Source organism: Bradyrhizobium australafricanum (genome assembly GCF_020329495.1).
GTDB lineage: Bacteria > Pseudomonadota > Alphaproteobacteria > Rhizobiales > Xanthobacteraceae > Bradyrhizobium > Bradyrhizobium australafricanum.
This window is the reverse complement of record NZ_JAGKJL010000015.1, coordinates 132,594-156,063: the sequence shown is the minus strand read 5'-3', so window position 1 is coordinate 156,063 and position 23,470 is coordinate 132,594. Positions and strand designations below refer to the sequence as shown.

23 protein-coding genes are annotated in these 23,470 nt (G+C 65.6%); 13 read left to right on the top strand and 10 right to left on the bottom strand.

Annotated elements, in window-relative coordinates; genetic code table 11:
- The 4 genes from J6525_RS16110 to J6525_RS16095 form a co-directional block, all read left to right on the top strand.
- On the top strand, positions 1 to 280 hold a 280-nt coding region (locus J6525_RS16110), incomplete at its 5' end, for a transposase (RefSeq protein ID WP_225645391.1).
- Between the two features lie 63 nt (positions 281 to 343).
- Entirely contained in the window at positions 344 to 1,729 is a 1,386-nt protein-coding gene (locus tag J6525_RS16105; protein WP_092085237.1) for an ABC transporter substrate-binding protein, read from the top strand.
- 186 nt (positions 1,730 to 1,915) lie between these two features.
- Complete coding sequence (locus tag J6525_RS16100) at positions 1,916 to 2,785, top strand: carbohydrate ABC transporter permease (protein WP_038387345.1); 870 nt, start codon at positions 1,916 to 1,918, stop codon at positions 2,783 to 2,785.
- The gene (locus J6525_RS16095; protein WP_092085063.1) at positions 2,782 to 3,633 is read left to right on the top strand and encodes a carbohydrate ABC transporter permease; all 852 of its coding nucleotides are present in this window, start codon (positions 2,782 to 2,784) and stop codon (positions 3,631 to 3,633) included. The genes J6525_RS16100 and J6525_RS16095 overlap by 4 nt, the downstream gene beginning before the upstream one ends.
- A 92-nt stretch (positions 3,634 to 3,725) precedes the next feature.
- Here J6525_RS16095 and J6525_RS16090 read toward each other — a convergent pair whose 3' ends face one another.
- The 3 genes from J6525_RS16090 to J6525_RS16080 are packed head-to-tail and all read right to left on the bottom strand — an operon-like array spanning position 3,726 to position 6,552.
- Positions 3,726 to 4,541, bottom strand: a complete 816-nt coding sequence (locus tag J6525_RS16090) for an ABC transporter permease (protein ID WP_092085061.1) — start codon at positions 4,539 to 4,541, stop codon at positions 3,726 to 3,728.
- Positions 4,541 to 5,455, bottom strand: coding sequence for an ABC transporter permease (locus tag J6525_RS16085; protein ID WP_225645390.1), 915 nt, complete (start codon positions 5,453 to 5,455; stop codon positions 4,541 to 4,543). The genes J6525_RS16090 and J6525_RS16085 overlap by 1 nt, the downstream gene beginning before the upstream one ends.
- The gene (locus J6525_RS16080; protein WP_225645393.1) at positions 5,452 to 6,552 is read right to left on the bottom strand and encodes an ABC transporter ATP-binding protein; all 1,101 of its coding nucleotides are present in this window, start codon (positions 6,550 to 6,552) and stop codon (positions 5,452 to 5,454) included. The genes J6525_RS16085 and J6525_RS16080 overlap by 4 nt, the downstream gene beginning before the upstream one ends.
- Positions 6,553 to 6,848: 296 nt before the next feature.
- On the opposite strand from J6525_RS16080, the gene J6525_RS16075 reads away from it, so the two are divergent.
- A complete protein-coding gene (locus J6525_RS16075; protein WP_092080822.1) occupies positions 6,849 to 8,078 on the top strand; it encodes a tetratricopeptide repeat protein in 1,230 nt (409 codons plus the stop codon).
- A 343-nt stretch (positions 8,079 to 8,421) separates the two neighbouring features.
- Here J6525_RS16075 and J6525_RS16070 read toward each other — a convergent pair whose 3' ends face one another.
- The 3 genes from J6525_RS16070 to J6525_RS16060 form a co-directional block, all read right to left on the bottom strand.
- The gene (locus J6525_RS16070) at positions 8,422 to 9,888 is read right to left on the bottom strand and encodes a glycerol-3-phosphate dehydrogenase (RefSeq protein WP_225645389.1); all 1,467 of its coding nucleotides are present in this window, start codon (positions 9,886 to 9,888) and stop codon (positions 8,422 to 8,424) included.
- 336 nt (positions 9,889 to 10,224) lie between these two features.
- On the bottom strand, positions 10,225 to 11,748 hold the full coding sequence (locus J6525_RS16065; protein ID WP_225645388.1) for an ABC-F family ATP-binding cassette domain-containing protein: 1,524 nt from the start codon (positions 11,746 to 11,748) through the stop codon (positions 10,225 to 10,227).
- 354 nt (positions 11,749 to 12,102) lie between these two features.
- Entirely contained in the window at positions 12,103 to 14,790 is a 2,688-nt protein-coding gene (locus tag J6525_RS16060) for a sensor domain-containing protein (RefSeq protein WP_225645387.1), read from the bottom strand.
- Positions 14,791 to 15,064: 274 nt separating this feature from the next.
- Here J6525_RS16060 and J6525_RS16055 point away from each other — a divergent pair, with 274 nt between their 5' ends.
- A complete protein-coding gene (locus J6525_RS16055) occupies positions 15,065 to 16,168 on the top strand; it encodes an NAD(P)/FAD-dependent oxidoreductase (protein ID WP_225645386.1) in 1,104 nt (367 codons plus the stop codon).
- A gap of 96 nt (positions 16,169 to 16,264) precedes the next feature.
- Here J6525_RS16055 and J6525_RS16050 read toward each other — a convergent pair whose 3' ends face one another.
- Entirely contained in the window at positions 16,265 to 16,450 is a 186-nt protein-coding gene (locus J6525_RS16050) for a YdcH family protein (RefSeq protein WP_016847370.1), read from the bottom strand.
- 240 nt (positions 16,451 to 16,690) lie between these two features.
- Between J6525_RS16050 and J6525_RS16045 the strand changes: the two genes are divergently transcribed.
- From J6525_RS16045 to J6525_RS16035, 3 genes are all read left to right on the top strand, one after another.
- Positions 16,691 to 16,897 (top strand): YdcH family protein, encoded by a 207-nt coding sequence (locus J6525_RS16045; RefSeq protein WP_016847372.1) that lies wholly within the window; start codon positions 16,691 to 16,693, stop codon positions 16,895 to 16,897.
- A gap of 196 nt (positions 16,898 to 17,093) precedes the next feature.
- Complete coding sequence (locus tag J6525_RS16040) at positions 17,094 to 17,303, top strand: hypothetical protein (protein ID WP_028336001.1); 210 nt, start codon at positions 17,094 to 17,096, stop codon at positions 17,301 to 17,303.
- A 42-nt stretch (positions 17,304 to 17,345) separates the two neighbouring features.
- The gene (locus tag J6525_RS16035) at positions 17,346 to 17,597 is read left to right on the top strand and encodes a hypothetical protein (RefSeq protein WP_018268738.1); all 252 of its coding nucleotides are present in this window, start codon (positions 17,346 to 17,348) and stop codon (positions 17,595 to 17,597) included.
- 14 nt (positions 17,598 to 17,611) lie between these two features.
- Here the strand turns inward: J6525_RS16035 and J6525_RS16030 are convergent, their stop codons facing one another.
- Entirely contained in the window at positions 17,612 to 18,328 is a 717-nt protein-coding gene (locus J6525_RS16030) for a GGDEF domain-containing protein (RefSeq protein WP_225645385.1), read from the bottom strand.
- A gap of 145 nt (positions 18,329 to 18,473) precedes the next feature.
- On the opposite strand from J6525_RS16030, the gene purE reads away from it, so the two are divergent.
- Together purE and J6525_RS16020 are read left to right on the top strand one after the other, a co-directional pair.
- Positions 18,474 to 18,962, top strand: a complete 489-nt coding sequence (purE, locus tag J6525_RS16025) for a 5-(carboxyamino)imidazole ribonucleotide mutase (RefSeq protein WP_028335999.1) — start codon at positions 18,474 to 18,476, stop codon at positions 18,960 to 18,962.
- On the top strand, positions 18,959 to 20,065 hold the full coding sequence (locus J6525_RS16020; RefSeq protein WP_225645384.1) for a 5-(carboxyamino)imidazole ribonucleotide synthase: 1,107 nt from the start codon (positions 18,959 to 18,961) through the stop codon (positions 20,063 to 20,065). The genes purE and J6525_RS16020 overlap by 4 nt, the downstream gene beginning before the upstream one ends.
- Positions 20,066 to 20,238: 173 nt before the next feature.
- Here J6525_RS16020 and aqpZ read toward each other — a convergent pair whose 3' ends face one another.
- Entirely contained in the window at positions 20,239 to 20,961 is a 723-nt protein-coding gene (aqpZ, locus tag J6525_RS16015) for an aquaporin Z (RefSeq protein WP_225645383.1), read from the bottom strand.
- Between the two features lie 264 nt (positions 20,962 to 21,225).
- Between aqpZ and rpsU the strand changes: the two genes are divergently transcribed.
- Both rpsU and J6525_RS16005 read left to right on the top strand, forming a co-directional pair.
- Positions 21,226 to 21,522 carry a 30S ribosomal protein S21 gene (gene rpsU, locus J6525_RS16010; protein WP_021078544.1) on the top strand — a complete coding sequence of 99 codons (297 nt, stop codon included), beginning with the start codon at positions 21,226 to 21,228 and terminating at the stop codon, positions 21,520 to 21,522.
- A gap of 113 nt (positions 21,523 to 21,635) precedes the next feature.
- Positions 21,636 to 22,298, top strand: coding sequence for a tetratricopeptide repeat protein (locus J6525_RS16005; RefSeq protein WP_225645382.1), 663 nt, complete (start codon positions 21,636 to 21,638; stop codon positions 22,296 to 22,298).
- A gap of 48 nt (positions 22,299 to 22,346) precedes the next feature.
- On the opposite strand, the gene J6525_RS16000 is transcribed toward J6525_RS16005, so the two are convergent.
- On the bottom strand, positions 22,347 to 23,258 hold the full coding sequence (locus J6525_RS16000; RefSeq protein WP_225645381.1) for a hypothetical protein: 912 nt from the start codon (positions 23,256 to 23,258) through the stop codon (positions 22,347 to 22,349).
- Positions 23,259 to 23,470: the final 212 nt, after the last annotated feature.

Sequence of the window (23,470 nt, the reverse complement as noted above, 5' to 3'; positions counted from 1 at the left end):
AGGCTTATCCGCCGAAGTCGTCATGGCCGACGCCGCCTATGACGCCGATCACTTGCGCCAAGCCATCGCCGCCAAAGGCGCGCTCGCCGTCATTCCCAACAATCCGTCGCGCGCGCTCAAATACCCTCTCGATAAGCATCTCTATGCCCAGCGTCATCTCGTCGAATGCTGCTTCTCAAAGCTCAAGCAGTTCCGACGCGTCGCAACCCGCTTCGAAAAGACGGCACGGAACTATCGCGCCGTCGTCACTCTCGCTGCCATTGTTCTATGGATGCGCTAATGTCCACACCACCTAGTGTTTTCTCCAACCGGTTAAAAAGCCGGCCTCATGAGGGAGAACAACGTGAGATCCAAGGTTATCGGTGCGCTATCAATTGCGGTCGCCGCGGTCGGCCTGTTCGCCGCAACTGCACCCGCTCTCGCCCAGGGCAAGACGATCACCGTCTGGTGGGGCAAGGGATTTTACAAATCCGAAGACGACGCGCTGCTCGAGACGATCAAGAAATTCGAAGCCAAGACCGGCATCAAGGTCGAACTGTCGCAATACGCGATCCAGGACATGATTCCGAAGACGGTCGCCGCGCTCGATTCCGGCACCGTGCCCGACGTCGCCTATTCCGACTCCTACGACGTGCAGGCGCAGGGCAAATGGGCCTATGAAGGCAAGCTCGAGGATCTCTCCGACATCCTGCTGCCGATGAAGGATGCGTTCGCGCCGAACACGCTGGAGACGGCGCTGCTCTACAATGACGTCGCCAAGAAGAAGGCCTATTACGGCTTCCCTCTGAAGCAGCAGAGCATGCACGTCCAGATCTGGGGCGACATGCTGGAGAAGGCGGGCTTCAAGGCCGCCGACATCCCGACCAAGTGGGAGGATTACTGGTCGTTCTGGTGCGACAAGGTGCAGCCGGCGATCCGCAAGGCGACCGGCCAGCGCATCTACGGCGTCGGCCAGCCGATGGGCGTGGAATCCACCGACTCGTTCCAGTCGTTCTACACCTTCATGGACGCCTATCACGTCAAGCTGGTCGACGACGACGGCAAGCTCCTGGTCGACGATCCCAAAGTGCGCGACGGCCTGATCCACGCGCTGAAGGACTACACCGACACCTACATCAAGGCCTGCTCGCCGCCCTCCTCCACGACCTGGAAGGACCCGGACAACAACGTCGCGTTCCACAACAAGACGATCGTGATGACCCACAACTTCACGATCTCGATCGCAGCGAAGTGGTTCGAGGATTCCACCAACCCGGCACTGACCGACGCGCAGCGCGCCGCCGGCAAGCAGGCCTATGAGCAGGACATCATCACCGCGTCCTTCCCGAAGGCGCCGGACGGATCGACGATCCGCTACCGCTCCGACGTCAAGACCGGGCTGATCTTCGCCAACGCCAAGAACAAGGCGGAAGGCAAGCAGTTCATTGCCTTCCTGATGCAGGAAGACAATTTGCGGCCCTATGTCGAGGGCGCGCTCGGCCGCTGGTTCCCGGTGACCAAGGCCAGCCAAGCGAGCCCGTTCTGGCAGGCTGACCGGCATCGCAAGGCGGTCTACAATCAGTTCACCGGCGGCACCGCGCCGTTCGACTTTACCAAGAACTGGAAGTTCACCATTCTGAACAACGAGAACGTCTGGGCCAAGGCCATGAACCGCGTCGTCAGCGAGAAGGTGCCGGTGGACAAGGCCGTCGACGAACTGATCGCCCGCATCAAGCAGGTCGCGGGGTAACATCAACGATGACCGGCACTGCCGACACTTGCTCCGCGTCGTCCCGGCGAAAGCCGGGACCCATACGCCGAGGCAGTAATTTGGGAGCAGGCTGGTCGACGGCTTTCTGGCAACGGCCGGGCCCTGTGGTTATGGGTCCCGGCCTTCGCCGGGACGACGACGTAGGCGACATCTTAGAGTAACCGAATGGCGATCACACTCTCCGCATCCGATGTCCCCTCGCCGCCGTTGTCGGCGCGGCTGTCGCCGCCGCAGGTCTGGGGCATCGTGCTGCTCGCGCCCTATCTGCTCGTCTTCCTCGCCTTCGTGGTCTATCCGGTCGGCTACGGCCTGTGGCTGGCGCGCCATCCGGCGAGCTATGTCGCGCTCTATCACGACCCGATCTTCGCGCGCGCGGCGATCAACACGCTGATCTTCCTGGTCATCGGCATCAACATCAAGATGCTGATCGCATTGTTCCTGTCCGGCTTCTTCGCCCAGCAGCGGCCCTGGATCAGGTGGCTGTCTGTCATCTTCATCCTGCCCTGGGCGGTGCCCTCGATCCCGACCATCCTGTCGGTGCGCTTCATGCTCAATCCGGAATGGGGCGTGGTCAACCAGCTGATCTTCAAGTTCACCGGCGACGACGGCCCGAACTGGCTGAACGATCCGTCGGTCGCATTGGCGATGGCGATCGGCGTGCACATCTGGAAGTCGTTGCCGTTCTGGACGCTGATCCTGCTGACCGGACGGCTCGCGATCTCGCACGATCTGTACGAGGCCTCCGACGTCGACGGCGCCAATTGGTGGCAGAAATTCCGCTACATCACGTGGCCGTCGATGCAGACGCTCTACGTCACCTGCACGCTGCTCTCGATGATCTGGACGCTCGGCGACTTCAACAGCGTCTATTTGCTCACCGGCGGCGGGCCCGCCGACCTCACCCACGTGCTGTCGACCCTCGGCATCCGCTATCTGCGCCTCGACCAGCTCTCGCTGGCGATGGCCTCGATCGTCTGCGCGATGCCGTTCGTGCTGCCGCTGGTCTATTACATGATGAAACGGTTGTCGCGATGAAGCTGCCCACCCTCCGCGAAGTCGGCACCGAAGCCAAGCTGCTGCTGATCGGCATCCCGGTCTTCATCTGGACCATGATCCCGATCTACCACATGTTCGTGTTCGCGATCTCGCCGAAGGAGGACGCGTTCTCCGGCAAGCTATGGCCGTCGCATCCGACGCTGCACAATTTCGAGATCGTGTTCAACCAGCAGCACTACTTCCTGCGCGACTTCTGGATCCAGTTCTGGAATTCGACCGTGATCGCGCTCGCGGTCGGCGCGCTGACGCTGTTCGTCGCCACCGCCGCCGCGTTCTCGATCTCGCGGCTGCGCGTGCCCGGCGGCCGCGCCGTGATGAATCTGGCGCTGTTCACCTATTTCATCCCGGCCGCGTTCCTCGCCGTGCCGATGTACCGCACCATGGGCACCTATGGCCTCTTGAACAATCACTGGTCGCTGATCCTGGCGATGGTGACGATCGCGGCGCCCTACGCGATCTGGGTCCTGAAGCAGGCCTCCGACAAGCTGCCGGTCGAGCTGGATGAAGCCGCGACGATGGACGGCGCCACCACGCTTCAGCTGTTCCGCCTGGTCTACGTGCCCTTGATGATGCCCTCGCTGGTCGCGGTCGGCACCTATGCGATCCTGCTCGCGTGGAACGAATATCTCTACGCCTTCCTGCTGCTGTCGAAGGACACCGACATCACGCTGCCGGTCGCGCTCGGCAACTTCCTCGCCGCGGACGACTCGCCGTGGGAGCTCCTGATGACCACCGGCTTCATCTACGCGCTGCCGCCGGCCGCGGTCTATTACGCCTTCAAGCGCTACATGGTGGGCGGATTGACCGCCGGCGCCGTCAAGTCGTGACGCGCTGTCATTCCGGGATGGTGCGCTAGCACCAGACCCGGAATCTCGAGATTCGGGGTTCGATGTTTCACATCGCCCCGGAATGACGGAAACTACAGCGGCGCGGCGCTCTCGCCGCGCGCGCTCGACAGTTTCGAGGCGAACGAGGCGATCACGATGATCACGGCGATCAGCGCGATCACCAGCGTGCAGATCGCGTTGATCTCGGGTTTCACGCCGAGCCGGACCTCGGAATAGATCCGGATCGGCAGCGTCGCCGAGCCCGGGCCGGTGGTGAAGCTCGCGATCACGACGTCGTCGAGCGACAGCGTAAAGGCCAGCATCCAGCCGGCGACGATCGCCGGCACGATCAGCGGCAGCGTCACCAGGAGGAACGCTCGCACCGGATCGCAGCCGAGGTCCATCGCGGCCTCCTCCAGGCTGCGATCGAGCGTGGCGAGGCGCGACTGCACCACGACGGTGACGAAGCACATCGTCAGCGTGGTGTGGGCGATCGTCACCGTCCAGAAGCCGCGCTCGGCATTCAGCGCCACGAACAAGAGCAGCAGCGACAGGCCGGAGATCACCTCGGGCATAACCAGCGGCGAATACAGCATGCCGGAGAACAGCGCCCGCCCCCGGAACCGCTCACCCCGCGCCAGCCCGACCGCCGCCAGCGTGCCCAGCAGCGTCGCCAGCGTCGCCGACACCGCGGCGACCGACAGGCTCATCCACGCCGCCTCCAGCATGGCGCGGTCGCCAAAGAACTCGCGGTACCAGCGCAGCGACCAGCCGCCCCACACCGTCACCAGCCGCGAGGCGTTGAACGAGTAGATCACGAGGATGACGATCGGCAGATAGAGGAACGCCAGCCCGAGCGCCAGCGACGTCATGTTGAAGCGGGTGAGCCTGGTGACGGTGCGCGCCATCAGCGGCCCGCCTCCAGCTGACGCCGTTGCAGGCGGTCGTAGAGCACGAGCGGCGGCACCAGCAGCAGCAACAGCGCGATCGCGGCGGCTGACGCCACCGGCCAATCCTTGTTGGTGAAGAATTCGAGCCACAGCGTCTGCCCGATCATCAGCGAGTTGGAGCCGGCGAGCAGATCGGGGATCACGAACTCGCCGACAATCGGAATGAAGCAGAGCAGCGCGCCGGCGCCGACGCCGGGCAGCGACAGCGGGAATGTCACCAGCCAGAACGCCTGCAACGGCGAGGCGCCGAGATCGCCCGCGGCCTCCAGCAGCGACGCGTCCATCCTGGAGAGCGTTGCATAGAGCGGCAGGATCATGAACGGCAGATAGGAATAGACGATGCCGAGATACATCGCGCTGTCCGTCGACAGCCAGACCACCGGCGCGGACACGATGTGCAGTGCCAGCAGAACCTGGTTGAGCAGGCCGTCATGCTGCAGGATGTTGATCCAGGCATAGATGCGGATCAGGAACGAGGTCCAGAACGGCACGATGACCAGCATCATCGCCACGCCCTGCCAACGCTGCGGCAACCGCGCCATGCCGTAGGCAATGGGATAACCGATCAGGAGCAGGATCAGCGTCGCGGTCACCGCGACGACGAGGCTGCGCAGATAGGACAGGATGTAGAGATTGTCCGAGATCAGCAGGCGGAAATTGTCGAACGACAATTGCGCGAACGCCGCGGCCAGCGCGGCGCGGCCCTCGGTGAAATCGAACACCGGCGTATAGGGCGGCTGCGCGATCGCGGTCTGCGACAGGCTGATCTTCAGCACGAAGCCGAACGGCACCAGGAAGAACAGCACCATCCACAGATAGGGCGCGATCGCGGCGAACCGCGCTGGGCGGGCGAAGATGCGGCGCGCGCTCATTGCTCGAGCACCAGGCAATCGTCGGCGGTGAACCATGCCACCACGCGCTGGCCGGCGAGATAGGCATCGACATCGAGCCGGGCGGTGTTCGCCATCGACGCGCGCACCACCGCGCCCGTCTCCAGCTTCACCCGGTAGCTCGTCACGCCGCCGAGATAGTTGACATCGGTGACGACGCCCTCCAGCCGGTTGATCGCCTGCGACGCGCCGCCGTCCGTTGCCGGCGCGCGGCGCGACAGCTTCACCTTCTCGGGGCGGATCGCGACGGCGACGACCTGCTTGGTCACCGGCGGCCACAGTTCGCTGACCGCCAGCCTGCCCGCATCAGCCGTCGCGACCGTCAGGCGCCCGTTCTCGCGGGACGTGACCTCGCCGTTAAACAGATTGATGTCGCCGACGAACTCGGCGATCCAGCGCGAGGCCGGCGCCTCGTAGAGATTGCGCGGGGTTGCGACCTGAACCAGACGGCCGGCATCCATCACCCCGATGCGGCCGGCCATCGTCATCGCCTCCTCCTGGTCGTGGGTGACGATGATGAAGGTCATGCCGAGCCGGCGCTGCAGCTCCATCAATTCGGCCTGCGTGCTCTCGCGCAGCTTCTTGTCGAGCGCGGCGAGCGGCTCGTCGAGCAGCAGCACCTGCGGGCGCCGCGCCAGCGAGCGCGCCAGCGCGACGCGCTGCCGCTGGCCGCCGGAGAGCTGGTCGGGCTTGCGCTTCTCCATCCCCTCGAGCTTGACCAGCGCCACCATCTCGGCGACGCGGGCCGCGATGTCGGCGCGCGCCATGCCGGCGCGCTTCAGCCCGAAGGCGATGTTGTCGCGCACCGACAGATGCGGGAACAGCGCGTAGTTCTGGAACATCATGTTGACGGGCCGCTCGTGCGGCAGCACCTGGGCGATGTCGCTGCCGCCGAGCAGGATGCGGCCCTCGTCCGGCGTCTCGAAGCCGGCGAGCATGCGCAGCAGCGTGGTCTTGCCGCAGCCGCTCGGGCCGAGCAGCGCGAAGAATTCGCCGGCGCGGATATCGAGCGAGAGCTTGTCGACCGCGCGGAAATTGCCGAACGACTTGGCGACACCCTCGACCCGCAGCAGCGGCATGTCCGAGACGGCCGGTTCAGGCAACGGCCTTGCCGCCTCCGCACTCGCTTCGCCCGATGTCACGTCCGTCAGCCCCGATTCCCCGTAAGGTCCGATTCTTGCGGCAAGCTAGCGGTGGATCGCCACCGGCTCAACCGCCTCACGGACATCTCCCGCAATATTGTCGGCGTCCGCACCTCTGCTAGACTCCACAGCCAAATCCGGGAGGGCAACCGATGATTCACGACCGCTACGGCCTGCCGCTGACGACGAGCTCGGACCGCGCCGCCGCTTATTATGTCGACGGCGTCGATCGCATGCTGGCGGCGCTGCATGGCGCCGATGCGGCGTTCGAGGCGGCGATCGCCGAGGACCCCGATTTCGCAATGGCCCATATCGGCCGTGCCCGCGTGCACCAGCTCAACATGGAAGGCGCCAAGGCCCGCGCCAAGGCGGCCGATGCACGGCAGCTGGCCGCGGCCGCAAGCCCGCGCGAGCGCCGGCACATCGAGATCATGGCGTCTGTGATCGAGGGCCAAGGCAAGAAGGCGATGGCCGCGGCCGAGCAGCATCTCAGCGAATATCCGCGCGATGCGCAGGTGCTGTCGCTGTTGCTCGGCGCCTTCGGCCTCTATGCGTTCTCCGGCCGGCCCGATCATGACGCCGCGCGGCTTGCCGTCTGCGAGCGTTACGCCGGCGACTATGGCGACGATTGGTGGTTCCTCACCTATCTCGGCTGGTCGAAGACCGAGGCCGGCGACCTCATCTCGGGCCGCGCCGTCACCGAGCGCGGCTACGCGCTGAAGCCGGAGAATTCCGGGGCGGCGCACGCGGTGGCGCACGCGCTGTTCGAGCAGGGCAATGGGGCGGAAGGCCGCAGCTTCCTCTCCGCGTGGCTGCCGGCGAATGACCGGACGAGTTTCCTGCAGGGCCATCTCGCCTGGCACCTCGCCTTGATCGCGATCGAGGAAGGCGACGCCGACAGCGCGCTCGACATTTACGAGCAGCACATCAAGCCGGCGGGCCGCCCCTATCCGCCGCTCAATATCTTCACCGACACGGCCTCGCTGCTGTGGCGGCTGACGGTCGCCGGCAAGACCGGTCTCGAGCAGCACTGGAAGGATGTCGCCGCCTATGGCGACGGCTACTTCCCGAAGGCCGGCGCGCATTTCGCCGACGTGCACCACGCGCTGGTCGCAGCCACGACCAACAACGACGCGCTCGAGGCGCGGCTGGTCGAGATGGCGGCGCGCGACGCCGACGGCAGATTGGCGCCCGGCTCCGCGGCGATCGGGCTCGGCCGCGGGATCGCGGCCTTCGCCGCCGGCGATCACGACGCCGCCGTGCGCATCCTTGCGCCGCTGATGCCCGAACTGGTGCGGATCGGCGGCAGCCATGCGCAACGTGAATTGTGGGAGGACACCTTCATCGTCGCGTGCCTGCGCGCCGGCCAGGGCCGGCAGGCAACGAGCCTGATCTCGGAGCGGCTGCATCGCCGTCCGTCCCGGCGCGACCTCGCCTGGTCACAGGAGGCGGCCCGGCAATAGCCGCTGCTCGAGCTACTCTCCTTCCCCCTGAAAGCAGGGCAATCGCATATGGAATGAACCGATTCTTCCGCACCGTCATGGCCGGGCTTGTCCCGGCCATCCACGTCTTTTCTTCGCGTGGAAACGAAGACGTGGATGCCCGGGACAAGCCCGGGCATGACGAGTTTGTGGGAACTCCGATCGCCTCAAACGGCTATATGCGATTGCCCTACCCCTGAAAGGGGAAGGTCGGGATGGGGGTCAAGCCGCAGACACCGCTGCTAGCTGAGAGAGCAGATCCCCACCCGCTTTGCTCTGGCGAGCAAAGCGACCTCCCCTTTTCAAGGGGAGGTTTGAAGCGAGCTCAATCCGCCTTCGCCATAAACGCCGCAAGCGCGTCGCGATCGGCTTGCGGCATGGTCAGCCCGAACTTGGAGCGGCGCCACAGGATATCGTCGGCAAAGCGCGCCCATTCCTTGCGCATGAGGTAGCGCACCTCGGCGCCGGTCAGTTCGGGACCGAAGGCCGGGCCAAGATCGGCCTTCTCTTTGGCGTCGCCCAGAACATCTCTGACGTTCAGCCCATAGGCGGCGACCAGCCGCCGCGCCTGCGCCTCGCCGAGGAAGTGCCAGCGGTCGCGGGCGATGTCGACCTCGGTCTCGAAGCGCTGCCACGCGAACTCGCCGCCCGGCAGCGGCGCCGTTGCGGTCCAGCGCGGCGTCATCGGATAAAACCGCGTGAACTCCGACACTGCCCGCTCGGCGCGGCGCCGCGCGGTGGTGACGTCGCCGCCGAAGGTCGTGAGCAGCGGCGCCTTGCCGCGCCTGATATCGAGCAGCGCTGCGCCATCGCTCATGTGCCGGCGCGCGGGCACGAGCACGGAATTGGCACCGGAGACGGTCCGCAGCACATCGACTGGAGCGATCTGTTCGCGAAAGTAGCGATTGGCGGCGTCGCAGAGATAGGCCTCCTCGCGCACACCAATTGCGACCACCGCCGGATCACCCTTGAAGGGATGACTGACGCTGCCGATCAGGGTGAAGTCGCGCTCGTAGGGACTGGCGAAGATCAACCGGCCGTCAGGGTTCTGAAACACATAGACGTTGTCGCAGTCGAACAGGCGGCGCACGACGATCTGGCTGATCTGCACGGTCGCAAGCTGCGGCGCGGGCACGCGCAGCACGATGTCGGCGACCGAGGCGCTCCACGCGCCGGTCGCGCTGACCAGCGCCCGCGCCGTGATCACCCGCCGGTAGCCGCGGTCGATCGCGACCAGCCGCCAGGTCTCGCCGCGCTCGGCCCGGGTCACGCGCGCGCCGGTGCGGATATCGGCGCCGCGCGCTGCGGCATCGACGGCGGTGAGCACGACGAGCCGGGAATCGTCGACGACGCAGTCGGAATATTCGAACGCGGTTCCGAACGGCCGCTTCAGCGCATTGCCGACCGGATGGTGGGTGACATCGAGCGTCGCCGAGCGCGGCAGACCGCTGCGCGAAGTCAGCCGTTCATAGAGCAGCAGCAACGACCGCAACTGCCACGGCGGCCGCTCCTCGGCATGCGCCGGGATCACGAAGCGCACCGGCCGCACCAGATGCGGCGCAATGCGCAGCAACACGTCGCGTTCCCTCAGCGCCCGGCGGACGCGGAAGAACTCCCGCCGTTCCAGCCCGGCCAGATCGCCATGGACCAGCCGCGGCGAAGCCTGCGATGCGCCGGAACCGAGATCGCCCTGCTCCAGCAGGATCACGCGCAGGCCGCGGCCGGCGGCATCACGGGCAATGCTCGTGCCGTTCAGGCCACCGCCGATGATCGCGACGTCGTAGTCCGCCATGCGCAACGCCTATCGCATTTCAATGCGAACAAAAGACGGGTTCGCACGAAAAATGCGTCAAGGCGCGGCGCTGAACTACATGATGTCCGGGTGAATCACGGCACACTCACCTTCCCGCTTGCCGGGGCGATCGTACGTTTGCACGATTTCGGAATATTGGAATAATGCCCCTGAGTTGCCCGACGTGTCAAGTAGCCCGCTCGAACGCCGGCCGCCGCCGGCTACTTTGCATGGGGTTGTTTTCGATATTTTGGCAGCGCTCCTCCTGCGACGGCCCCGCGAGCGGGAGAGGCACACCGTCTTCGCGACGGCTATCCAATCTGACTCCATCACGTGCTAGTCCGCGCCGGCCGCGGCAAAGAACTGTTCCGGTCCATCGACCTCGATCAGCTTCCTGCCGTCGATCACCCAGAATCGGTTGGCCACCGTGCGCACGAACTGGCGGTCGTGCGACACCAGGAGGCAGCTGGCCTGCTGTTCCATCAACTCGTCTTCCAGCGCCTCCTGACCCTCGATGTCGAGGTGGTTGGTCGGCTCGTCGAGCAGATAGAAGTTCGGCTGGGTGAGCCGCAGCACCAGCATGCCGAGGCGGGCCTTCTGCCCGCCCGACAGCTGTCCGATCGGACGGCCCTGCATCTCGATCGAGAGCCCGGCACCGGCGAGCAGGCCGCGCGCCCGCTGATCACCGACCTCGAAGCGCCGCGTCAGCATGCGCATCGGCGTGTCGCTATCGGCGAGATCCGCCAGTGCCTGGTCGCAATAGCCAAGCACCAATGACTCGGTGGCCCGGAGCTCGGCCGGTGCCGCGCCGGCATTCTCGATCGCCAGCCGCAGCGCCGCGACAAAGCGGGTCTTGCCGGCGCCATTCGGCCCGAGCAGCGCAATCCGGTCACCCTTGCAGATGAACTGCTGGCCGGTCCTGAACAACAGCCGGCCGTCGGGTGTGGCGATCCCGGCGTTGTCCAGCCTGATCAGGACCTTGGCATGGGTGTCGCGGTTAGCGAGCCGGATCGTTCCAGCCGAGCGTTCCAGATGCGCGGGCTTCGCCGTCTCCTCCAGTCTCTCGGCGCGCTGCTTCAATTGCCTGGTCTTCGACAGCAGAAGGTCGCTGCCGGAATTGATGCCGAGATTGTTGAGCTTCGCGGCCTGCTGCCGGAGCTGCCGCACGGCCTTCATGTCGCGCTGATAGCGCCGCTCGTCCGAGGCATCGAATTCGTCGATCGCCGCGCGCGCCGCGGTATAGGGCAGCGAGAACAGCTGCGACCGCTCCGGGCGCAGGAACAGCGTCCGGTTGGTCGTCGCATCGAGGAAGGCGCGATCATGGCTTGCGATCACCACCGGCATCTCGCGCGGCAGTGCGTTCAGCCAGGCCTCAAGCCGGCCGATCTTGGCGAGGTCGAGATGGTTGGTCGGCTCGTCGAGCAGCAGCACGTCGGGCTCGGTCACCAGCACGCGGGCGAGCACCGCAAGCCGCAGCCAGCCGCCGCTCAGCTGCTTCAGCGGTCTCGTCCACAGCTCCTCCGGCACCTCGAGCGATTGCAAGGCGACGTCGACCCGCCAGCCCTCGCTGGCGCGCTGCTCGGCGGGAAGCGCCTCGAGCACGGCGGCGTGGAACGGCGTATCCAGCAGTCTTGGCGGCGCATCCTGCTCGACATGGCCGACGGTCAGTCCGCGCGCGCGGGTGATGTCGCCCTCGTTGGGCTCCATGCGGCCGGCGATACAGCGCAGCAGCGTAGATTTGCCGCGGCGGTTGGCGGCCACGAGGCCGATCCGGTCGCCGGCATTGACGACGAAATTCAGTTCGGAAAACAGCGGCGCGTTCAGCGTCACGCCGAGATTGCGGACATTGATGAGGGTCACGATCGTTCTCTGGTCTTGCCGGCGATCACGACGACATCCAGAGGCATCCAGCCATCATCGGATGTGCGGGTCGAAGCGCGGCGAGGGATTGATGTGCAGGCGCGAACGCTCAAACGTTCGACGCCGCACGGCCACGAAGGGCAGACCAGGAAGGATTTAGCGCGAGTTTCCGGTCAGCCCTGCAAACGCATCTGCAGGGCGTTGACGGGGCCACGCTTGAGGTGGGGATCGGTGTATCTCGCCACGACGCGGCCCTCCTTTCTCGGCTGAAATGATGTGGTGGGCCGAGATGTAGCCGGACGTGCAGCGGATGGCAAGCACAGCCGGCCGTGCCGGCCCGCCCATTCGGGGCAATTACCCGGCTCTGCGCACGGTTTCGGCAAGCTGGTCGCCACCGACCAGCGCGGCGAATTGACCGATCGGGGCCGGCCTGCCGATCAGATAGCCCTGCACCGCGTCGCAGCCTTCTTCGGCGAGGAAGTCGAGCTGCGCCTCGGTCTCGACGCCTTCGGCGACGATCGACATTTCAAGGCCGTGGCCGAGATCGATCACCGCGCGCACGATCGCGGCCGATTGCGGGTTGCGGCCGAGATTGATGACGAAGGCACGGTCGATTTTGATCTTGTCGAACGGAAACGCCTGCAGGTAGCTCAGCGAGGAATAGCCGCTGCCGAAATCATCCATCGAGATGCGCACGCCGAGCGCCTTCAGGCGCCGCAGCAGCGACAGGCCGCGGTCGAAATCCTCGATCAGCACACCCTCGGTGATTTCGAGCTCGAGCCGGTCGGGCGTGAGCCCGGTCTCGAGCAGGATCGAATGCACGAGGCCGACGAGGTCGCCATGGGTGAATTGCGCCGGCGACAGGTTCACCGCGACCTGCAGCGGGATCGCCCAGGAGGCTGCCTCCCGGCAGGCTTCGCGCAGGATCCATTCGCCCATTTCGACGATCAGGCCGCTTTCTTCCGCGAGCGGAATGAAGTCGCCGGGCGGCACGAAGCCGCGCACCGGATGGTGCCAGCGCGCCAGCGCCTCGAAGCCGATGATCTGGCTGGCCGCTACGCGGCCGCCCGCGGCGGCCTGCGGCTGGTAGTAGAGCGACAATTCGCCATTCTTGATCGCGACCGACAGCTCCTGGTGCAGCACACGGCGATCGCGGATCTGCTGGTCCATCTCCGGTTCGAAGATCGAGATCGTGCCGCGCGACTTCGCCTTGGCGCGAAACAGCGCCGCGCCGGAATTGGCCAGCAGCGAGGCTGCGTCGGATCCATTGTCCGGGAACACCGCGATCCCTGTGGTGAGGCCGGTCCGCACCGACTTGCCGTCGATCAGGAAATCCTGCCCGAGCGCCTCGGCGGCCTGCTCGGCCAGCGCGATGCCGGCGACCGGCTGCTTGCCGTCGATGATGAGGCCGAATTCGTCGCCGGACAGCCGCGCCACCACGCCGCCGCGCGCCACGGCCTGCAAACGCTGCGCGACCTCGATCAGCACCTTGTCGCCCATCGCGTGGCCGTAGACGTCGTTGATCTCCTTCAGCCCGTCGAGATCGACGCAGAGCACGGCGAACTCCTCGTCGGTGCCGTCGCAGGCCTCGATCATCTGGGTCAGCGCCTGCAGGAAGGCGGCGCGGTTCGGCAGATCGGTCAGGCCGTCATGATAGGCCATGTGCGCCATGCGCGACTCGGTCTGGCGCCGGTCGGTGACGTCCTCATGAGTCTTGATCAGATATTGTGGCTCGCCGACATCGTCGAGCACGGTCATGCGGCGGGTCAGGAACAGCCGCAGGCCGTCCTTGGTCGAGATCGGATGCTCCTCGGCGATCATGCTGCGCTTCCTGATCGCGGCCTCGTCGCGGGCGATGATCAGCTTGGCTTCACGCGCATTGAAGATGTCGGACGCGGTCAGGCCGGCGGCGTCCTCGCGGCGGCGATTGAGGATCGTCTCGGCGCTGCGGTTGGCCAGGAGGTAGCGGCCGTCGCTGACCCGCTGCACGATCAGCGAGACCGGGATGTTGTCGACCACGAGCTCGAGGAACTTCTTGTTGTTCTCGAGCTCGCGCGACAGCGAGCGGCGATCGGTGACGTCCTCGAACAGTGCGATCAGGAATTCCGGCTCGCCGGCCTCGTTGCGGGCGATCACGCGGTTGGAGGCGAGGATCCGCTTGTCCGAACCGCGTTCGACGAAGAATTCGCTGCGGTGATAGCCTTCCGCCGCGTTCAGCGCCGCGCGGTCGGCGGTGTCGATGCTGGCGGCGGTCTCGGGGCGGAAGATCTCGTCGGCGCGCTTGCCCACGATGTGATCGCGCGAGAAGCGCGAGAAGCGCTCGAATGCGCGGTTGGCGAAGATGTAGCGGCCGTCCTCGATGTTCTTGGCCGCGACGCAGACGGGAACATTGTCGAGCACCGATTCCAGGAATTGCGTGGTCGAGGCGAGCTTGCGCGACAGCTTGCGCTGGTCGGTGCAATCGAGATGGGTCGCGACCGAGCCGCCGTTCGGCAATGGAAAATACTTCACCAGCACCGACCTGCCGCCGGGCAGCTCGGTAACCAGTCCGTCGGGCGCCGCGGCCCTGACGAAGAAATCCTCGGCGCTGAGGTCGAGCACGCCGCGGTCGCGGCGCAGTTCCAGCAGTTCGACGCCGGTCATGTTGCGCCTGATGTCGGCGCGTGACAGGCCGTAGATGTCGAGATAGCGGTCGTTGCAGAACACGATGCGCTCCTGCGCATCGGTCATCACCACGCCCTGGTTCAAATGGTTGAGTGCCGACGAGACGAAGGCGTTGCGCCGCAATTGCGCGCGCTTGGCCTTGCGCAGCGCCGAGAGAATCCACAGCCCGACCGCACCGAAAAAGGACGCGACCACCACGCTGCCGATCAGGAGCTCCCAGACCAGGCCGGGATCGAGGCTGCCCAGATAGCTCGACGGCGCGAACGCACCGGTGCCGGCCCGGGCTGCAGCGCACGGCACGACGGCGGCGATCAGGCAGAGCACGGCCCTTGCCGGAATCGAATTCTTCCCGCCCGCCTGCACCTTCCTGCCAACCATCGATCACCCGCGGATTTCCGGGGCGAGTGTCCGGCTTCGGCGGTTTGGATCGGGTAAACGCGTACTGATGCAACCGGAAAATGCTGACTTAATTTATGGCAATTGCCCTGACATGATTAATGCTCCACTAACAGGGCATGGCTTCCCAACTTTTTGAGATGGCCCAAGCACTTGCCTAATAAGCACTTGCTCAAAGCGGCCGGATCGGCTGAACGATGTTGGCGGCAACGGTCAGGGTGTGGCCGGACGGAATTTTTCGGACCTGAAGGACGAGATGGACAGGGTTGATTGCGTGATCGTCGGTGCGGGGGTGATCGGCCTCGCCGTGGCGCGGCGGCTGGCACAGGCCGGCCGCGAAGTGATTGTGCTCGAGGAGGCCGAGGGGATCGGCACGGTGACCTCGTCGCGAAACAGCGAGGTGATCCACGCCGGCATCTACTACCGCGCCGGCAGCCTGATGGCGCGGATGTGCGTCAGCGGCAAGCGGGCGCTCTACCGCTACTGCGCCGAGCACGGCATCCCGCACAAGAATTGCGGCAAGCTGATCGTGGCCACCACGCCTGCGGACACCGAGAAGCTGCAGTCGATCCGCGCGCATGCCGAGGCCAATGGCGTCGACGACATGCAGCTGTTGTCCGGCGAGGCGGCGCGCGCCCTGGAGCCGGCGCTGAATTGCGACGCAGCGCTGCTGTCGCCCTCGACCGGGATCATCGACAGCCATGCTTACATGCTGGCGCTGCGCGGTGACGCCGAGGCGGCCGGGGCGGCGTTCGCCTTCCATACGCCGTTGCTCCACGCCAGGGCCACCGCCGACGGGTTCGAGATCGAGGCCGGCGGCGCCGCGCCGATGACGCTGGCCTGCGATCTCCTGGTCAATGCCGCCGGGCTCGGCGCGACGGCAGTCGCGCGCAACGTCGAGGGCATGCCGATCGAATTGATTCCAACGGCCTATTTGGCCAAGGGCAATTACTTCAGCTGCAGCGCCAGGGCGCCGTTCTCGCGGCTTATCTACCCGGTGCCGGAACCCGGCGGGCTCGGCGTGCACCTGACGCTCGACATGGCCGGCCAGGCGAGGTTCGGGCCCGACGTCCAATGGATCGATCACATCGATTACGCCGTCGACCCTGATCGGGCCGAGCGGTTCTATCCGGCGATCCGGAAATACTGGCCGGCCCTGCCGGACGGCGCGCTGATGCCGAGCTATTCGGGAATCCGCCCCAAGATCGTGCCGCCGGCGGTGGCGACCCAGGACTTCCTGATCCAGGGGCCGGCCGATCACGGCGTCGCGGGCCTGATCAACCTGTTCGGCATCGAATCGCCCGGACTGACGTCATCGCTCGCGGTCGCCGACCATGTCGGCGAGCTGGCGGAACTCTGAGCAAATACAGTAAGGCCTCCCGGGGGATGCGCGCGCGCTTGGGCGTTCATCCCTCGGTGAAAGGCCAGGCTATTTGCTAATTTGCAGGGGGGCGGTCTAGTGGACCGTGTCGTCGGCGGACAGTCTCAACCGCTCGATTTGATCCTTGACCATCAACTTGCGGCGCTTCAGCTCGCAAATATGCAGGTCGTCTACAGAGGGGTGAACGAGCGCTTCGTGCAGTTCGTTCTCGAGTATTTTGTGTTTACGCTCCAGCTCAATGAGATGGGCCTGTATTGCCATTGCGAACACTCCTCGGTGCGTTAAACCTCAGGTTCGATCCGGACCGCCGAGTGTACACGAGTGGACGGCGCTGTCGATGGGGGACGCGAAATGCCGCACGCACTCATTTCGGTTTATCTGTAACCAATCGTGACTATGGAACCGGTCCGGCTTGCGCGGCGCGCGTTCAAGGAGGATATTCCGGCGAGCGGCGACTTCCGCCGCAACAACCTTATCGTGCTTATCAGTTAATACACAACCATGAACGATCAGGATGAGCGCGAACTAATCGCCGAGCTCGCGCGGCTGCAACAAGAGCACCGCGACCTCGATGCCGCGATCGACGCGCTGCACCAGTCGCCGGCGCCGGATCTCTTGATGCTGCAACGCTTGAAGAAGCGGAAGCTGCAACTGCGCGATCGCATCGCCTTCATCGAAGACCAGATCACGCCCGACATCATTGCCTGACGCGCGCCGCGGCGCGGGCCTTCGCGGTTCGGCGCTTTCGGTTCAGGCCGGGCGGCGGTTTTCCCCGTCATCCACAGCGCCTCACCGGCTTCACGTTCGCGGCAACGGACGCAAGGCGGTTTCCCGGCGCTTGACTCCACATGAACAAAAAGAGAACATGCCGGCCCAGCCGCCAGCCATTAGAGGGAGTTTCGCCATGTCCGCACCGCCTTCCCTGCCCGACAACAGCCGCTACGAGAAGGCCTGCGATCAGGCGATCGCGATGTGCGACGGCAACCTGCGCAGCACCATCAAGGCGCTGATCATGGCCAACGAATATCTGGAAGCCGAGCTTGAGGAATTGCAGGCAGCGATCACCGCCGGTTGCGTGCCGGCGCAGACCCGGGCGGCGAGCGATGCCGCCTGATCCTTGGCCTGATCCTTGGCCTGATCTTCAGGGAGCACAGCGATGGCCGATGTAACCTATTACGTGGCACTGCCCTTCATGCAGGATGATGACGGCACGCCGGTCGCCGGCAATGCCGAGGAATGCCAGAGCTCGGCGGTCGCGCTGCGCCGCGCGGAGACCATGTCGCGGATGCCCGGCAGCATCGGCGCTGTTGCGTTCAGCCGCACCGGCGATCCCGCGATTGGCGAATTCGGCGATGCGAAGCTGTTGCGGGCCTACGGCAATGTGCCGGAGGATCTGAGCGCGCTCTAACCCGCCCCGATCCTCTAGGATTCATGGCGCCGCTGCGCCTTGCGCACATACATCGCACGGTCGGCCTCATCGAGAACGCGATCGATATCCGAATGCGCGGTGAGGATCGCAACGCCCGCGGAGGCGCCTGCGGTGACCTGGCTGTTACGAAACATGAAGGTCAACCGATCGATCGCCTCTTCCAGCGCAGCCGCCTTGGCGCGGGCATCGATCTCGCTGAGATTCCACAGCAGCACGGCGAACTCGTCACCGCCGAGACGGCCGATCACATCGGAAGCGCGCACCTGATCCGATATCGCGGCAACGATCGCCTTCAGCACCTCGTCGCCCGCCGCGTGGCCGAAGGCATCGTTGATCGGCTTGAGGCGATCGACGTCGAGCACGATCAGCGCACCGGACGCCTGATAACGCTTGATGAAGGAGAGCGAACGGGCGAGCTCGCGCTCGAATCCGCGCCGGTTCACGATGTCGAGCAGGAAGTCGGTCTCGGCGGAGGCCTGCAGCTCCTCGATCCGGGCCTGCGCCCGCGCCAGCTGCGCCCGCAAGCTGCGGATGGTCGATTTGTCGCCGGATGCGACCGCGCCTCGCGTGGAAGCTCCGGTTCCAGCCCGTTTGGTGCCAGCCCGCTTGGCTGCAGTCTTGCCCGGCCTGGATTTGCGCGCGGCGGGCGCGCCTTTCCGTCGTTTCGCGGCCCCGGAGGCGGCCGACGTCGTCTTCTTCTTCATGCGCATCCTTGTTGAGGCCTGCTTATGAAGGCTTGCCGGGATTCACCAAGACAGGATAGTCCATTCTAACTCCCTTGCCACGCCTTGGATGACGCCCGGGCCGTCCCTATAATCGGCCTATGCTTTTGGATTCCTGCACAGAATTGAAGAGATGACCGCTCCGATCGCCATCATCATGGGAAGTCAGTCCGACTGGGAAACCATGCGCCATGCCGCCGAGACGCTGGCTGCGCTCGGTGTGGCCTGCGAAACGCGCATCGTTTCGGCCCACCGCACCCCGGATCGGCTCTATGCCTTTGCCAAGGGCGCCAAGGCAGCCGGCCACAAGGTGATCATTGCCGGCGCCGGCGGCGCCGCCCATTTGCCGGGCATGACGGCCGCGCTGACCGAGCTTCCGGTGTTCGGGGTTCCCGTCGAGTCGAAGGCGCTGTCAGGCGTCGATTCGCTCTATTCGATCGTGCAGATGCCGGCCGGCGTCCCGGTCGGGACGCTGGCGATCGGCAAGGCCGGCGCGATCAATGCCGCGTTGCTCGCGGCGAGCGTGCTCGCACTCAACGATCCGGCTCTGTCAGCCCGCCTTGCGGCCTGGCGCAAGCAGCAAACCGACGCGGTCAACGAGCATCCGGAGGGCGCGGCGTGACGGCTTCGAACGCAGTGAAGCTGAAGCCGGGCGACACCATTGGAATCCTCGGCGGCGGACAATTGGGCCGGATGCTGGCGATGGCCGCGGCGCGCCTCGGGCTCCGCTGCCAGGTGTTTTCGCCGGATCCGGACTCCCCGGCGTTCGACGTGGTGCAGAACGCGACCTGCGCGGAATATGCCGACGTCGAGGCGCTCGAACTGTTCGCCAACGACGTCGACGTCGTCACCTATGAATTCGAGAATGTCCCGGCCGCGACCGCGATGGTGCTCGCCGCGCGGCGCCCGGTGCTGCCGGCCTACAAAATCCTGGAGACCACGCAGGACCGGCTGATCGAGAAGGATTTCATCAGCAAGCTCGGCATCGGCACCGCCGACTACGCCGACGTGTCCTCGGTCGACACGCTGCGCACGGCAATCGAACGCATCGGCCTGCCAGCGGTGATCAAGACCCGCCGCTTCGGCTATGACGGCAAGGGCCAGGCCATCATCCGCGACGGCGACGATCTCGAGCAGGTCTGGGAGGACCTCGGCACCAAGTCGGCCATCCTCGAGGCCTTCGTGCCGTTCGAGCGCGAGATCTCGGTGATCGCGGCCCGCTCCGCTTCAGGCGAAGTCGAATGCTTCGACGTCACCGAGAACGAGCATCGTGACCACATCCTGAAAATTTCCCGCGCGCCGGCCGCAATCCCCGATGAGCTTGCCGTGCAGGCGCGCGCGATCGCCGAAAAGATCGCCTCGGCGCTCGACTATGTCGGCGTGCTCGCGGTGGAGATGTTCGCGGTGCCCGGCAACGGCAGCAAGGCGACGGTGCTGGTCAATGAGATCGCGCCGCGCGTGCACAATTCCGGTCACTGGACGCTCGACGGCGCCTCGATCTCACAGTTCGAGCAGCACATCCGCGCGATCGCCGGCTGGCCGCTGGGCAAGCCGGTGCGCCACGGCGAGGTCGTCATGACCAACCTGATCGGCGACGACATCCTGAGCTACGAGCAGTGGCTCACCGTTCCCGGCGCCACGGTGCATCTGTACGGCAAGGGCACGCCGCGCCCCGGCCGCAAGATGGGGCACGTCACCGAAGTGACGCCGGCCCGCAAGGGATAATTCCACACGCGGCCCATAGCCGCCTTCGTCGCATCGATGGAAATGGGATCGTGGCAACCACGATCCATTAGAGCATCGGTTCTGATTCAATCAGAACCGATATTCTGGATTTTTGCTTACGCGTTTTCTTCACGCGAACCGGCGTCCACTTCGCTCGAAAACGCTCTCGCCGATCACGCCGTCTTCGCGCCGGCGACGATGCCGGTCGGTTCGTCGCTGAGCCAGCGATAGATCACGCCGCCGAGCGCGCCGCCGATCAGCGGTGCGACCCAGAACAGCCAGAGCTGTCCCAGCGCCCAGCCGCCGACGAACAGCGCCGGCCCGGTGCTGCGCGCCGGATTCACCGAAGTGTTGGTGACGGGAATGCTGACGAGATGGATCATCACCAGCGCGAGGCCGATGGCTAGCGGTGCGAAGCCGGCGGGCGCCTTGCCATGGGTCGATCCCATGATGATGAACAGGAACATCATGGTCATCACCACCTCGGTGATGAAGCACACCACCATGTTGTACTGGCCGGGTGAATGCGCGTCATAGCCGTTGGAGGCAAAGCCCTTGCTGACATCGAAGCCGGGCGCGCCGCTCGCGATCACATAGAGCAGCCAGGCCGCGATGATCGCGCCCACAACCTGCGCGATGATGTAGGGCAGCACCTGGCCGCCCGGGAAACGCCCACCCGCGGCGAGCCCGACGGTCACCGCCGGGTTGAGGTGGCAACCCGAGATATGGCCGATCGCATAGGCCATGGTCACTACGCTCAGCCCGAAGGCCAGTGACACGCCGACCAGGCCGATCCCGATCTGCGGAAAGCCGGCCGCGATCACCGCGCTGCCGCAACCAGCGAATGTGAGCCAGAACGTACCGATGGCCTCGGCAGCGTATTTCTTCATCTCCATCTCGCATCTCCCCTATTTCCAATGTCCGGGTTATCCAAAACGCCGGGAGCGGCCCTCATCTGGGCGCCAAACCACCCAAATCGGGGCCGCACAATGGCATTTTCGCCCTATTTCGTGGCTTTACTAGGCCCGAAAGTCACTCGACCGGTGGACATCTGCGCGTTTGTCTGATACATGCGCGCGCCTAGGGTTAAGAGGCAGGCCTTTTGCCGCCCCTTCACCTCGCCAGAATTCCGAACCGATCAATTCAAAAGAGGATGCCGCGTGCAGGTTCTCGTCCGCGATAACAATGTCGACCAAGCCCTGAAGGCGCTGAAGAAGAAGATGCAGCGCGAGGGCATTTTCCGCGAGATGAAGCTCCGCGGTCATTACGAAAAGCCGTCTGAGAAGAAGGCCCGCGAAAAGGCCGAAGCCGTGCGCCGCGCACGCAAGCTGGCGCGCAAGAAGCTGCAGCGCGAAGGCCTGCTGCCGATGAAGCCGAAGCCAGTGTTCGGCGCTGGCCCCGGTGGCGACCGCGGCGGCCGTCCGGGCGGTGCAGGCGCCGGTCGCGGCCCTCGCTGAGCCGTTTTGCCTGTATGGAAGTCTAACAGCGCGGGCCACGGGCCCGCGTTGTCGTTTTGAAGCACGCCGCGTTCCGGGGTACCCATGCAAAGCGACCGGCAAGAGCATTTTGCATGACGGCTGATCCGGTATCCCGCCCGCTCTTTCCAGGACCCGCGCACCGCCGTTGCGCGCCGCATCTCGTCATCATTGCAGTGGTTCTCGGCCTGCCGCTCGGCGGCTGCTCCTTCGACCTCGGTTCATGGGGCTCCTCGGACGACAAGCCGAAGCCCGCTGCCACCGCCGACAAGCCCGCCGCCGACACCATCACCCCGCAAGACGTCAACAGCGCCAAGGATCACACCACGCGTGCTCAGGTGCTGGCGCGCTCCGGCAAGCTCGACGAGGCGATGGCGGAGTTTGAACAGGCGCTGGCGGCCGACCCTTACAACATCCAGGCGCTCTACGGCCGCGCCCTGATCTATCAGGGCCGCGGACAGCATCAGCAGGCGATCGACGATTTCACGGCAGCCAGCGGGCTGTCGCCGCAGAGGGCCGAGCCCCTGGTCGGCCGTGCCACCAGCTACCTCGCGCTCGACAAGGCCAAGCAGGCCGCCAGCGATCTCGACGAGGCCGTGCAGGCCGATCCCGGCAATGTTGCGGCGTGGAGCACGCGCGGCCAGGCCTATGAGCGGCTCGGCGACAAGGCCAAGGCGGCGGCGTCCTACAATCGCGCGCTCGCGCTGCGGCCAGGCGACGGCAATGCGCGCAGCGGACTGGCGCGCACCGGCGGCTAGCGCTTGGCGTGAAGACAACCCGTCAGGAACGATCGAGCGGCGCTGCGGCTACTTCGGCAGGACGGCGTGGAACATCGACTTCATGCCGGAGAACATGTCGTCGGTCACCGACGTGCGCTCGTTCTTCTGCGCCGGCATGATCGCCTCGGCGCGCAGGTCGAGCGGGGCCTGCACCACCGGGACCGGAATGTCGGCCGGCGGCGTCAGCCGGTTGGAATCCTGGCCGCCGCCGGCATAGGGCGGACGCGGCTGCGAGGATTGATCGACATTGTCAGTGGACGGGCTCGACACCATGATCGGCGGCGGCAACGGCCGGATCGCCGACGTGGCTGCCGGACGCTGCGCCTCAGGCAGGCGAGCGAGATCGGCGCGCGTGGCATCCTGGGACCGCGCTGCCTCCTGCGGACGCTCCTTGCGCAGCCGCTCGATGGCGGCGCGTGCGAGGTCGTTGGCGTCGCGGCTTTCCTCAGGCGTCACAGCAGCCTCGACCGGTACGGCTGACGTCGCGGGCGCGGCCGGCTGCGGCGCGGCGGGCGCGACCTTCGCAACGGCCTTCGGCGCCGCCGGATGATGGCGGGTGTCGGCCGGGATGCTGGCGGTATCGGCCGGCACGTCAGGCTTTGCGTCGGCCGATTTGGGGTCGGCCGATTTCTCGGCAGGCTTCTCGGTGACGGTGGCCTTCTCGGTGACGGTGGCCTTCTCGGACGCCGACCGCTCGATCAGCGTGCGCTCGGACATGCCCTTGGCCTTCACGCCGGCTTCGGGGAGGCTGCTGACGACGGTGGCGGGCTTGGCGGCGGCTTTCGGATCTGCCTTGGGATTGACTGCGGCGGTCACGGCTGCGGCTGCCGGTGCTTCCGGCTTGGCCACGATGTAGTGATTAACGATGTACGCCCCGATGATGGTCGCTGCCACCGAGGGTAAGATGTCCATCACAAATTTCTTCAGGTAACTCAGCATGACCTGCCACTCCCCACCCCGGTATTACATGCTGGAACTTTGAGGCACATTCAGGGATCAACTGCGTCGGATCGGTGGCAAACCCCCGTTCCGACGTCACCTTTGGTGTCGCTTTGGTTTCAGCCGGAGGCGTCCCCTGCGCAGGCCGCATCCGCCTTCTAGATCATCGCGCAGCCGTTAACGGGTTATGAATTTCCACAGCCGCGCCGGCT

Coding starts and splice junctions, on each gene's coding strand:
- J6525_RS16100 (WP_038387345.1), top strand. CDS start 1,916: ATGGCGATCACACTCTCCGCATCCGATGTCCCCTCGCCGCCGTTGTCG.
- J6525_RS16095 (WP_092085063.1), top strand. CDS start 2,782: ATGAAGCTGCCCACCCTCCGCGAAGTCGGCACCGAAGCCAAGCTGCTG.
- J6525_RS16090 (WP_092085061.1), bottom strand. CDS start 4,541: ATGGCGCGCACCGTCACCAGGCTCACCCGCTTCAACATGACGTCGCTG.
- J6525_RS16085 (WP_225645390.1), bottom strand. CDS start 5,455: ATGAGCGCGCGCCGCATCTTCGCCCGCCCAGCGCGGTTCGCCGCGATC.
- J6525_RS16080 (WP_225645393.1), bottom strand. CDS start 6,552: ATGCCGCTGCTGCGGGTCGAGGGTGTCGCCAAGTCGTTCGGCAATTTC.
- J6525_RS16075 (WP_092080822.1), top strand. CDS start 6,849: ATGCTGGCGGCGCTGCATGGCGCCGATGCGGCGTTCGAGGCGGCGATC.
- J6525_RS16070 (WP_225645389.1), bottom strand. CDS start 9,888: ATGGCGGACTACGACGTCGCGATCATCGGCGGTGGCCTGAACGGCACG.
- J6525_RS16060 (WP_225645387.1), bottom strand. CDS start 14,790: ATGGTTGGCAGGAAGGTGCAGGCGGGCGGGAAGAATTCGATTCCGGCA.
- J6525_RS16055 (WP_225645386.1), top strand. CDS start 15,065: ATGGACAGGGTTGATTGCGTGATCGTCGGTGCGGGGGTGATCGGCCTC.
- J6525_RS16050 (WP_016847370.1), bottom strand. CDS start 16,450: ATGGCAATACAGGCCCATCTCATTGAGCTGGAGCGTAAACACAAAATA.
- J6525_RS16045 (WP_016847372.1), top strand. CDS start 16,691: ATGAACGATCAGGATGAGCGCGAACTAATCGCCGAGCTCGCGCGGCTG.
- J6525_RS16040 (WP_028336001.1), top strand. CDS start 17,094: ATGTCCGCACCGCCTTCCCTGCCCGACAACAGCCGCTACGAGAAGGCC.
- J6525_RS16035 (WP_018268738.1), top strand. CDS start 17,346: ATGGCCGATGTAACCTATTACGTGGCACTGCCCTTCATGCAGGATGAT.
- J6525_RS16030 (WP_225645385.1), bottom strand. CDS start 18,328: ATGCGCATGAAGAAGAAGACGACGTCGGCCGCCTCCGGGGCCGCGAAA.
- purE (WP_028335999.1), top strand. CDS start 18,474: ATGACCGCTCCGATCGCCATCATCATGGGAAGTCAGTCCGACTGGGAA.
- aqpZ (WP_225645383.1), bottom strand. CDS start 20,961: ATGGAGATGAAGAAATACGCTGCCGAGGCCATCGGTACGTTCTGGCTC.
- J6525_RS16005 (WP_225645382.1), top strand. CDS start 21,636: ATGACGGCTGATCCGGTATCCCGCCCGCTCTTTCCAGGACCCGCGCAC.
- J6525_RS16000 (WP_225645381.1), bottom strand. CDS start 23,258: ATGCTGAGTTACCTGAAGAAATTTGTGATGGACATCTTACCCTCGGTG.